The sequence below is a fragment of the Budvicia diplopodorum genome, from assembly GCF_009800925.1.
In the GTDB taxonomy this organism is placed as follows: Bacteria; Pseudomonadota; Gammaproteobacteria; order Enterobacterales; family Enterobacteriaceae; genus Budvicia; species Budvicia diplopodorum.
In genome coordinates this window covers 347,534-358,287 of sequence record NZ_WOYF01000003.1, presented here as the reverse complement: position 1 = coordinate 358,287, position 10,754 = coordinate 347,534, and the positions used below count along the sequence as shown (strand labels likewise).

The following is a 10,754-nucleotide window of genomic DNA, read 5'->3' as shown; positions in this document are numbered from 1 at the left end:
AAATTACAAATGAATTACTGCTTGGTCACTCTTTAAGACTTGGTATAGTTTTTGCCACCGGAGTGGCTATGATACCGTCTTGTGAGTGCCCACACAGATTGTCTGATAAATTGTTAAAGAGCGGTGTTGCGGGGAAGAAACTTCCTGCAACACGGGCTGCGAATAATACGCTAACCCGCCGGAGAGTCAAGGATTAAATCTGAGATTTTTGCCTGAACGCCTCGTGCTGAACGGCGGTTTGCCGTGTCAGTGGAGGCGCATTATAGGATTATTCAAATGAATAGCAAGGGTTAAATAAAACTATTTTATTTAACCAATATATTGCATAAGCAGATTAGCCAAATACGCCAGACTTAATAACATTAGGCAATGCGGCCAGACTATCTAATACTTTGTCAGCTAAGGCTTCAGCTTCATCGGTTATCGGTTTTCCCGTTCTAACCAGAACCTTATGGCCTACGCCAGCATTAGACGCAGCTTGCATATCCTCTAGTTTGTCACCAACCATATAAGAAGCAGCCATATCAATATGTAAATCTTCTTTTGCTGACAAAAACATACCGGCTTTAGGCTTGCGGCACTCACATACTTGAGAAAAACCAGCTATGCTCCCTTCTGGATGATGAGGACAATAATAGATACCGTCTAAATCCACGCCGCGATCGGCTAAAGACCAGTCCATCCATTCAGTCAGCGTTGTAAACTGAGCTTCAGTAAATTTGCCACGAGCAATACCGGACTGATTCGTCACAAGCACCAAGGCAAAACCCATCGTTTTTAATTCAATACAGGCGTCAATGACGCCATCGATAAACTGGAACCGATCTATTTCATGAACATAGTCATGGTCGATATTAATGGTACCGTCCCGGTCGATAAAGATTGCTGGTATTAGATTCGCCACGTATTTACTCCTGATGGCTGCTGAATATTTCATAGTATCTCATCATTCTACCCATAGAGATAACGTTTCGATAGATCCAAAATCCGATTGACTTGGACGTCTAGACGCCTTAGCATCCATCCAATCACTTAGTATGTGCTAAGTTCTATTTATTGATATCAGCGATTATTTTCAATAGAAAGTTATCGTTATAAACGCAGTAGCATAAGAAAATAATGATTAAACTTCAGAATATTACAAAATTATTCCAGCAAAAGAACCAGATAATCACGGCGCTTTCTGACGTGACGCTCCATGTTCCTGCTGGACAAATTTACGGTGTTATCGGCGCTTCTGGTGCAGGAAAAAGTACGCTTATCCGCTGCGTAAACCTATTAGAGCGCCCAACCTCAGGGCAAGTTTTAGTCGATAACCAAGATTTAACCGCCCTTCCCGCTAATCAATTAACTCAGGCCCGTCGCCAGATGGGAATGATATTTCAACACTTCAATCTACTGTCTTGCCGTACCGTATTTGGCAACGTCGCGCTTCCATTAGAATTAGGCGGCGTAGCGCTTGAAGATAGAAATCGCCGTGTTAAAGAGTTACTCGAATTAGTCGGGCTAAGCGATAAGCATGATGCCTACCCGGCTAATTTGTCCGGAGGTCAAAAACAGCGAGTAGCTATTGCTCGTGCGTTGGCTAACAACCCAAAAGTTTTATTATGTGATGAAGCCACCAGCGCGTTAGACCCGGCAACAACGCGTTCAATTCTTGAGCTATTAAAGGATATCAACCGTCGTTTAGGATTAACCATTCTATTAATTACTCATGAGATGGATGTTGTAAAACGCATCTGCGATCAGGTTGCAGTGATAAGCAATGGAAAATTAATCGAGCAAGATAGCGTAAGTGCGATGTTTTCTCATCCTAAAACGCCGTTGGCCCAGCAGTTTATTCAGGCAACGCTTCATCTGGATATTCCTGAAGACTACTCCAATAGATTGGCCCCAGAACAGCAAGAGAATACTCATCCGCTTTTGCGCTTAGAATTCACCGGCCAGTCAGTCGATGCGCCTCTACTGTCTGAAGTATCTCGTCGTTACAACATTAATAACAACATTATCAGTGCCCAGATGGATTACGCCGGCGGCGTAAAATTTGGTGTCATGTTAACTGAAATCCACGGAACCCATGAAGAGACCGTTGCAGCTATTCAGTTTCTCCAAGAACACCATGTAAAAGTTGAGGTATTAGGTTATGTCTGAGGCAATGATTTGGCTGATGGTAAAAGGCACGTGGGAAACCATCGTAATGACCTTTGTATCCGGCTTTTTTGGTTTTGTAATCGGCCTTCCTGCCGGCGTGCTTCTTTATGTTACCAGACCGGGGCAAATCCTTGAAAATCCGGCCGCCTATCGGGGGTTATCTGCCGTTATTAATATTTTCAGGTCAATCCCCTTCATTATTTTGATTGTCTGGATGATACCTTTTACCCGAATGATCGTCGGTACATCTATTGGATTACAGGCTGCATTGGTTCCATTGAGTATCGGGGCAGCCCCATTTATTGCAAGAATGGTTGAAAATACCCTACTAGAAATTCCAACCGGGCTGGTTGAAGCCGCACGGGCTATGGGCGCAACGCCGATGCAAATTGTCTATAAAGTGTTACTACCAGAGTCTTTGCCTGGCTTAATCAACAGCGCAACGATTACGTTAATCACTCTGGTTGGCTATTCTGCAATGGGCGGTGCCGTTGGCGCAGGTGGCTTGGGTCAGCTAGGCTATCAATATGGCTATACCGGATATAACGCAACGGTAATGAATGCCGTACTTATACTGTTGGTCGTATTGGTTTATTTAATTCAGTTCTGTGGTGACCGTATCGTCAAATCCGTTACCCATAAATAACGGTTCTGATAATAATTAATAATGCTGCTTGCAGCTTACTGATAATAGAGAGAAATAATATGTCATTTAAGTTAAAAACGTTTGCCGCTGTCGGTGTTCTTATTGGTTCTCTCGCTCTGGCGGGCTGTGGTCAGGAAGAAAAAAAACCAAACCATATTAAAGTAGGCGTAATTGTCGGAGCTGAATTAAAAGTTGCCGAAGTCGCGAAACAGGTCGCTAAAGACAAATACGGTCTGGACGTTGAGCTCGTTTCATTTAATGACTATGTATTGCCTAATGAAGCCTTAAGCAAAGGTGATATCGACGTCAATGCATTCCAGCACAAACCATATTTAGATCAGCAAATCAAAGATCGTGGCTATAATCTGGCGGTTGTTGGCAATACTTTCGTTTATCCGATTGCTGCCTATTCAAAGAAGATTAAAAACCTAAATGAATTACAGGATGGCGCCCAAATCGCGCTGCCAAACGATCCAACCAACCTTGGTCGTTCGCTATTACTACTACAAAAACAAGGTTTGATTAAGCTAAAAGACGGCGTTGGCCTGATGCCTACCATTCTTGACGTCGTTGAAAATCCTAAGAAGCTGAAAATTATTGAACTGGAAGCCCCGCAGTTACCGCGTTCTTTAGATGACAATCAGGTGACATTAGCAATTATTAATACCGCTTACTCAAGCCAGATTGGCCTGACACCAACTAAAGACGGCATTTTCGTTGAAGATAAAGATTCTCCTTACGTAAATATCATCGTGGCCCGTGCAGATAATAAAGACTCTGAAAACGTGAAGAAGTTTGTTCAGGCATACCAGTCTGACGAAGTATTCAAAGCGGCAGACCAAGAGTTTAAAGGCGGCGCTGTTAAAGGCTGGTAATGCCTTACTGATAACGTAAGTGATTATTCCTCATTGACTCAAAAGGCAGATAGCAATTATCTGCCTTTTTCTACGGTTCTATTTATAGTTAACCCCTGCCATAATTTTTCTTTATACTTAAAAAATATTTTCGTTCAAAAAATTACGCTGCCAATTACGCGTCCACGCACAACACTATTTTATTAAAAGGTATACCATGCGAATCCTTAGCCTTTGTCTGTTTGCACTTTTTCTAGGTGGCTGCGCCCAATCGGGCACATCAGATTCTGAATTAGAATCAGTGAAGTTATATCGAACTGAAGCTGAACTTTCCGGTACAGCATTTAAAGAGTTAGGTCAGGTTTCCGGTGATTCTTGTCAGTTCAGCGCTCAGGACGCCCCACCGAGTATTCCTGCCGCAACGCTAAGCATGCAGAAACGCGCCGCATTTCAAAAGGCTAACGCCGTATTACTCAACCGCTGTGAGCTAATGACAAATGTACCTGGCTGCTATCGGGCGGCAATATGTGAAGGTACAGCACTAAACGTCACATTCTAAATGACAGCATTACACCTTGAACCGATTGGCATTATTCATTCTCCCTACAAAGAGAAATTTGCGGTTCCCCGCCAGCCGGGGCTAGTCGCTGACGGTGGCGGAGAATTACGCCTGTTACCACCTTATAACCAAGCGCAGGCCGTGCGTGGTTTGGAACAGTTTAGCCATATCTGGGTGGTGTTTGTTTTTCATCAAACCCAAAACGGCGGCTGGCGGCCCACGGTTCGCCCGCCGCGGTTAGGTGGAAATGCCCGAATGGGCGTATTTGCAACGCGCTCGACGTTTCGGCCTAACCCAATAGGTATGTCACTGATAGAGCTAAAAGGCATCCGACAGCAAGGGGCCGAAGTCATACTCGAATTAGGAAGTCTGGATTTAGTCGACGGAACCCCCGTTCTCGACATCAAACCTTACCTGCCCTTTGCCGAAAGCCTTCCTGACGCTCGTGCCGGTTTTGCACAAAATGCGCCATTAGCCGAGATGCCGGTTAACTTTTCTCCTGAAGCCGAATGCCAGTTACGTCAGTACGAGAAACAATATCCACGGCTGCGCCCGTTTATCACTCAGGTTTTAGCTCAGGATCCCCGCCCTGCCTACCGGAAAGGCGAGCAGCAAACCCGAGAATTTGCCGTTCACTTATCCGACTTTAACGTCCGCTGGCAGGTTGAAAATAGACAAACTTGCGTTATTGCTATCGATAAACGCTAGAAATTGCCGATCCTCTCTTTTGGCTTGGTGTTGTCGCTGATACACTAAGCCACTTTATAAAATTAGGCGTAACCCCCTTTTTTGGCCTTACCAGCGTTGATTCTATCCCGCTCGTCCGCCAATAGCGTGAAGCCACAGTTATCAGCAGTTAAAATGGAAGCTCCATATCATGCGTACTAGTCAATATTTGCTCTCAACTCTGAAAGAAACACCGGCCGATGCTGAAGTGATTAGCCACCAGCTAATGCTCCGTGCCGGTATGATCCGTAAACTGGCCTCAGGTTTGTATACCTGGTTACCGACCGGCCTGCGGGTTTTAAATAAAGTTGCTAAAATCGTCCGTGAAGAGATGGACAATGCCGGAGCAATGGAAGTGTCAATGCCGGTAGTTCAACCCGCTGATTTATGGGTAGAAAGTGGCCGTTGGGAACAATATGGCCCAGAGCTCTTACGCTTCATTGACCGTGGTGAGCGCCCTTTTGTTCTGGGTCCAACTCATGAAGAAGTGATCACTGATTTAGTTCGCAACGAAATTAGCTCCTATAAGCAGCTACCGCTGAACTTCTATCAGATTCAGACTAAATTCCGTGATGAAGTTCGCCCTCGTTTCGGCGTAATGCGCGCACGTGAATTCATCATGAAAGATGCCTACTCATTTCATACCAATCAAGAGTCTCTTCAACAAACTTACGATAAAATGTATGAAGCCTATAGCAAAATCTTTACTCGGATTGGCCTAGATTTCCGTCCAGTATTGGCCGACACCGGCTCTATCGGTGGCAGTTCTTCTCATGAGTTTCAAGCGCTGGCTGAGAGCGGTGAAGATGACATCGTATTCTCAACCGACTCTGACTATGCGGCTAACATCGAACTGGCTGAAGCTATGACATCAACCAAAGTACCCGCCGCTGCCGCTGAAGAGCTTCGACTAGTTGATACCCCTAACGCAAAAACCATTGCAGAGCTGGTCGAACAGTTTAATTTGCCAATTGAGAAGACCGTTAAAACTCTGCTAGTTCATGCCACAGAAGAAACGGGCCATAAGCTTATTGCACTGTTAATACGCGGCGATCATGAGCTGAACGAAGTTAAAGCTCAGAACTTACCGCAGATTGCCAGCCCGCTGACCTTCGCGACTGAAGAAGAAATTCGTGAAGCCATTGGCGCAGGGCCAGGTTCATTAGGTCCAGTTAATCTACAGGTTCCCGTGATAAGTGACCGCTCTGTGGCGGTTATGAGCGATTTTGGCGCCGGCGCTAACGTTGATAATAAGCACTACTTTGGCATTAACTGGGAACGCGATCTTCCTTTACCGTCAATAGCGGATATCCGTAACGTGGTTAAAGGCGATCCAAGCCCGGACGGCAAAGGTACTCTGCTCATTAAGCGTGGCATTGAAGTTGGTCATATTTTCCAGCTAGGGACTAAATACTCAGAAGCAATGAAAGCAACCGTTCAGGGCGAAGACGGCCGCAATCAGGTTATGACCATGGGCTGTTATGGAATTGGCGTTTCGCGCATAGTTGCTGCATCTATTGAGCAAAGCTACGACGATCGTGGAATTATTTGGCCTGATGCTATAGCGCCGTTCGAAGTGGTTATCGTACCAATGAACATGCACAAATCTTTCCGCGTTCAGGAAGTTGCCGAGCAACTTTATCAAACCTTGCGCTCAAAAGGCGTTGAGGTTTTGTTTGATGACCGCAAAGAACGCCCGGGTGTAATGTTTGCCGATATGGAACTAATTGGTATTCCGCATACGGTGGTGATCGGTGATCGTAATCTGGATAATGACGAAATGGAATACAAATATCGCCGTAATGCAGATAAAGAGATGATCAAAACCGATGAAATTGTCTCTTTCTTACTATCGCAGTTAGGCCGCGCGTAGAGCTAGTGCGCTTAATACAGAAAACCCTGCAATCGCGGGGTTTTCTATTTCAGGTATTGAGTATTCAAGCTCATTAGTAATTCACCTTTCCACGCAGAGTCTTCGTTTCGCCCCGCCGGTTTTTACTGTCCAGCCTCTTTCTCTTCGCATTTTTGCTCGGCGCAGTCGCTTTGCGCGCTTTTTGGAAACGAGTGGCATCCTGAATTAGTGCGACTAGTCGTGCAAGCGCGGCTTCACGGTTAAGCTCCTGGCTTCGGTATTCCTGCGCTTTTATAATAACCACCCCATCACTGGTAATCAGATGATGATTAAAAGCTAACAACCGTTGTTGATAAAACTCAGGCAGGCTTGACGCCCGAATATCAAACCTCAGGTGAATAGCCGTCGATGATTTATTCACATGTTGCCCGCCAGCGCCCTGAGCTCGGATAGCCGTTAAAATAATTTCATCGTCTGGAATCGAAACTCCGGCTGAAACAGCTAGCATAATTGATTACTCACCGACGGTTTTCCACGATTCAAACGTCAGTTCTATGTTGGTTTGATTATCGGATAGCCAGATAATCCCATCTTGAATAGTCGCCTGAAGTTGCATATTACGGGCACTCATCGCGGCAAGCCTTTTCAACTGAGCATCATCGAGAAACAGGACGGTTAAATTTTTATGCCCGTCTAGCTTCTCTTTATTTTGCTGCCACCAGACTTTACCGGCCCGCTCGCTGTAGCTGTACAAAAACACTTGTTTAGACTGATGGCAGGCTTTTCTTAACCGTTTTTCATCGGGTAGACCCAGCTCAATCCAAAGCTCAATACCATTATGATCGTTATGCCGCCAAATTTCTGGCTCATCATCGGCACTCAACCCTTTAGTAAAAACTAAGCGGTCATCCGCATGACAAATCCATGCCAGCAGACGTAGCATCATCCGCTGTTCCGTTTCCGATGGGTGCTGTGCCACGGTGAGTACGGTATCTGAAAAAACCTGTCGGTCCATATCGGCAACATTTACCGTTGCTTTAAGTATTGTTGCTTTTAGCGCCATCGCGAGTTTGCCAACATAATGAGAAGTTACGTGAACGATAGTGTACCGAATTCAGCGAGCTAGCGCGATGGCAACCCGAACCCTAGCTTTCTCTAAATGACGCCAAGTAGCTGATATAAAAAATAACAACTATGCTATAGTCAGCACGGTAATTTAATGTAGAGTAGCTTAGGCATTAATGAAAACGTTGCTTAATAAAGCCTCGTGAATATGAGATTAGCTGCAAAGGAGGATAGAATGCAAAAATACTGCGAACCTGTTCGACGTAAATATGCGGAAATAGCCAGCGGCGATCTTGGATATGTCTCTGATGCATTAGGGTGTGTATTAAAAACACTAGATGAGATTGCGGCCAACGAAACGCTATCGTCTGCCGTTAGGGAACAAGCGGCTTATGCTGCTGCTAATTTATTGGTGAGTGATTATGGTGATGACTGAAAAAGAGTACCAACCCATAAACTGTGATGACTATGATAATTTAGAGCTCGCCTGCCAACACCATTTAGTTCTGGCCATTAAGCTTAGAGGTGGTGAGAAGTTAGAGGCTAAAGCTTGTGACTTATTGTTAAGAAAGCAAGTTGAGTACCTGATTGTTGAAATTGACGGCGCGCAACAAGAGCTACGGCTCGATAATATTGCTTATTTTAGCCATCCAACAATTGGTAAAATCGAAATTAGTCTTGCTGACTAATGCTCTTGATACGGGCAGATTTTCCTGCCCGTATACTTTATCTTCATGCTTATCTCGAACCAATCCCGCCTTGATTACTCTTTAGTACCTAAACTGGCATAATAAGCGGCTAAATCGGCAATATCCTGATCGGATAGTTTCTGCACGTAAGCATTCATAATGCTAGCCATATTACCGGTACGCTCTCCGTTCTTATAGGCATGCATCGAGTAATCAAGGTAAACCTCATTTTGCCCCGCTAAGTGAGGATAGGTAGGAATAGAAACCTTACCGTTCATTCCATGGCAAGCTACGCATTTAGCCGACTTACTTTTACCAGCTTCAATATTACCGGCGGCCTGAACTGAAAAGTTAATCAGCAGCGCTCCGGATAATAGTAATAACGCCTTTTTCATTATTGTCTCACTCCTGTCACAACATTGATTCATCGTTCATTACGATGAATATAATATTCAGCCCGTTCAATCCTTCCAGCCAATACGCCAGACCGGTTGGCCTTTTTTCGGTTGGCCTTCAACGGTAACAAAAAGACCAACGGCAGCAATCAGCGTTTCTCCATAAAAAAGCAACGGAATTCTCTGGCGCTGCCATGGCGGAACCGATAATTCCTGCCATATTTTTTTGAGCGGTCTGGAATGCCGGTGGCCCACAACATGCACAGAATAGCTTCCCCGGGCGGTAAAACGAACGGTTACGCTACCAAGATCGTCCGGTGGCAATACGGCAATACCTTCATCAGACGGTATTAACTGACCAAGGTTATCAGGAAGGACTAACGGGCCCAGCCCATCCCACGTCAAAATAGCAGATTCAATATCTGGCATTACCGGTAACAAATAAAGCCACTGGCGATAGCGGCGAATCTGATAGTCACCCAGTAATATCAAAGGCTCAGCGTCTGGCCGGCTTAATGCAACCTCGAACCATAGCCTCTCCAGTTGGCTGCGGGAAGGCATACTGACCTGATGATAGTGAAACCAACGGCGTAATAGTGCCCCTCGCTGAATATCGGAGACATCGGCCAGAGCGGCTATATGAATAGCGCCGTCGGGTTGAATCATTTCTCGCAATATCGGTGCCAAGAGGTCATCTAGCAGAGTTTCTTGCTGCGCGCACAGTTCAGCGCTACGGGAAACCATCGCGGCAAACTGTGGCCATCGCTGCTGAATTTCAGGCAATATCCGTAATCTTAAGAAGTTACGATCAAAGCGATCGTTCTGATTACTCTCATCCTCGATCCAGCGAAGATTATTGTGCCGCGCGTAATCTTCTATTTGATGACGGGAAATATTTAGCAGAGGCCGAACCTGATGATAATCCATAAAACCGATGCGCTCTGGCATAGCAGACAGCCCAGCGGGGCCACTTCCTCGCTTGAGGGCAAGCAGAAAGGTTTCACACTGGTCATCCAGATGCTGGGCAGTAACTAAGACCTCTCCCATCGTTAACAATGAACCGATTGCCTGATAACGTGCCTCTCTGGCGGCAGCTTCTACGCTGGCAGCGCTGGAGTCAACCTGAACATAAACAACGTGAAATTCAACCTGCCATCGTTGGCATTGAGCTTGGCAATGCTCTGCCCAATCATCGGCAAAATGGCTTAGCCCATGATGAACATAAACTGCACGCACTTCTAACTCCGGGCGGGAGTTATCGCGGATACCGATTAATGCATGCAGCAAAACCGATGAGTCAACTCCGCCGCTAAAAGCCACTAATACGCGCGAGTCATACCTGAGCTTTTCTGCTATCTGGCTGATTATCACATTACTGCTACTGCTCATTATTTTTCACTCGCAACACACCATTTAATCACTGAGTTCATAGAGTTCGAGCGGTAGTCCATCAGGATCGCTGAAAAAAGTAAACCGTTTTCCGGTATAAGGGTCAACCCTTATTGCCTCACAGACAACGCCATATTGATTTAGCTCAGCAATCGCGCTATCCAAATCTTGAACGCTAAAAGCTAAATGCCTTAATCCACAGGCTTCTGGCTGACTGACTCGTTGAGGTGGGTGAGCAAATGAGAACAGTTCAATCGCATATTGGCCGTTCAGTGCTAAATCAGCTTTCCACGAACCTCGTTCTGCCCGGTAGTACTCGGCTAATAAAGAAAACCCTAATATATGACAATAGAAATGCTTACTTATCGAATAGTTGGAGCTAATTACTGCCACATGGTGGATTTTCTCAATTTTTAGCATTCCAGCCT

At 45.4% G+C, this 10,754-nt stretch carries 14 protein-coding genes; 8 read left to right on the top strand and 6 right to left on the bottom strand.

Features of this window, described 5'->3' with window-relative positions; genetic code table 11:
- Positions 1-334 precede the first annotated feature (334 nt).
- A complete protein-coding gene (gmhB, locus tag GVI43_RS05565; RefSeq protein ID WP_159565859.1) occupies positions 335-904 on the bottom strand; it encodes a D-glycero-beta-D-manno-heptose 1,7-bisphosphate 7-phosphatase in 570 nt (189 codons plus the stop codon).
- Between the two features lie 215 nt (positions 905-1,119).
- On the opposite strand from gmhB, the gene metN reads away from it, so the two are divergent.
- The 6 genes from metN (at position 1,120) to proS (ending at position 6,809) form a co-directional block, all read left to right on the top strand.
- A complete protein-coding gene (metN, locus tag GVI43_RS05560; protein ID WP_159565858.1) occupies positions 1,120-2,151 on the top strand; it encodes a methionine ABC transporter ATP-binding protein MetN in 1,032 nt (343 codons plus the stop codon).
- Positions 2,144-2,797, top strand: coding sequence for a methionine ABC transporter permease MetI (locus tag GVI43_RS05555; protein WP_159565857.1), 654 nt, complete (start codon positions 2,144-2,146; stop codon positions 2,795-2,797). The genes metN and GVI43_RS05555 overlap by 8 nt, the downstream gene beginning before the upstream one ends.
- 59 nt (positions 2,798-2,856) lie before the next feature.
- The gene (locus GVI43_RS05550; RefSeq protein WP_159565856.1) at positions 2,857-3,672 is read left to right on the top strand and encodes a MetQ/NlpA family lipoprotein; all 816 of its coding nucleotides are present in this window, start codon (positions 2,857-2,859) and stop codon (positions 3,670-3,672) included.
- 196 nt (positions 3,673-3,868) lie between these two features.
- On the top strand, positions 3,869-4,210 hold the full coding sequence (gene rcsF, locus GVI43_RS05545; protein WP_159565855.1) for an Rcs stress response system protein RcsF: 342 nt from the start codon (positions 3,869-3,871) through the stop codon (positions 4,208-4,210).
- Entirely contained in the window at positions 4,211-4,918 is a 708-nt protein-coding gene (gene tsaA, locus GVI43_RS05540) for a tRNA (N6-threonylcarbamoyladenosine(37)-N6)-methyltransferase TrmO (RefSeq protein WP_159565854.1), read from the top strand. It abuts the gene before it with no gap.
- A 169-nt stretch (positions 4,919-5,087) separates the two neighbouring features.
- Entirely contained in the window at positions 5,088-6,809 is a 1,722-nt protein-coding gene (proS, locus tag GVI43_RS05535) for a proline--tRNA ligase (protein WP_159565853.1), read from the top strand.
- Between the two features lie 73 nt (positions 6,810-6,882).
- On the opposite strand, the gene arfB is transcribed toward proS, so the two are convergent.
- Positions 6,883-7,296: an alternative ribosome rescue aminoacyl-tRNA hydrolase ArfB gene (gene arfB, locus GVI43_RS05530; protein ID WP_159565852.1), complete on the bottom strand. Its 414-nt coding sequence runs from the start codon at positions 7,294-7,296 to the stop codon at positions 6,883-6,885.
- 6 nt (positions 7,297-7,302) lie between these two features.
- On the bottom strand, positions 7,303-7,851 hold the full coding sequence (locus GVI43_RS05525; protein WP_159565851.1) for a YaeQ family protein: 549 nt from the start codon (positions 7,849-7,851) through the stop codon (positions 7,303-7,305).
- Between the two features lie 237 nt (positions 7,852-8,088).
- Between GVI43_RS05525 and GVI43_RS05520 the strand changes: the two genes are divergently transcribed.
- Both GVI43_RS05520 and rof read left to right on the top strand, forming a co-directional pair.
- A complete protein-coding gene (locus GVI43_RS05520; protein WP_159565850.1) occupies positions 8,089-8,289 on the top strand; it encodes a YaeP family protein in 201 nt (66 codons plus the stop codon).
- Positions 8,276-8,542 carry a Rho-binding antiterminator gene (rof, locus tag GVI43_RS05515; RefSeq protein WP_029094453.1) on the top strand — a complete coding sequence of 89 codons (267 nt, stop codon included), beginning with the start codon at positions 8,276-8,278 and terminating at the stop codon, positions 8,540-8,542. The genes GVI43_RS05520 and rof overlap by 14 nt, the downstream gene beginning before the upstream one ends.
- Before the next feature lie 74 nt (positions 8,543-8,616).
- On the opposite strand, the gene GVI43_RS05510 is transcribed toward rof, so the two are convergent.
- The 3 genes from GVI43_RS05510 to GVI43_RS05500 all read right to left on the bottom strand — a co-directional run bounded on the left by GVI43_RS05510 (position 8,617) and on the right by GVI43_RS05500 (position 10,746).
- On the bottom strand, positions 8,617-8,940 hold the full coding sequence (locus tag GVI43_RS05510; RefSeq protein ID WP_425482126.1) for a c-type cytochrome: 324 nt from the start codon (positions 8,938-8,940) through the stop codon (positions 8,617-8,619).
- A 63-nt stretch (positions 8,941-9,003) separates the two neighbouring features.
- Complete coding sequence (tilS, locus tag GVI43_RS05505) at positions 9,004-10,326, bottom strand: tRNA lysidine(34) synthetase TilS (RefSeq protein ID WP_159565848.1); 1,323 nt, start codon at positions 10,324-10,326, stop codon at positions 9,004-9,006.
- A gap of 24 nt (positions 10,327-10,350) precedes the next feature.
- The gene (locus GVI43_RS05500; RefSeq protein WP_159565847.1) at positions 10,351-10,746 is read right to left on the bottom strand and encodes a VOC family protein; all 396 of its coding nucleotides are present in this window, start codon (positions 10,744-10,746) and stop codon (positions 10,351-10,353) included.
- Between the last annotated feature and the right edge of the window lie 8 nt (positions 10,747-10,754).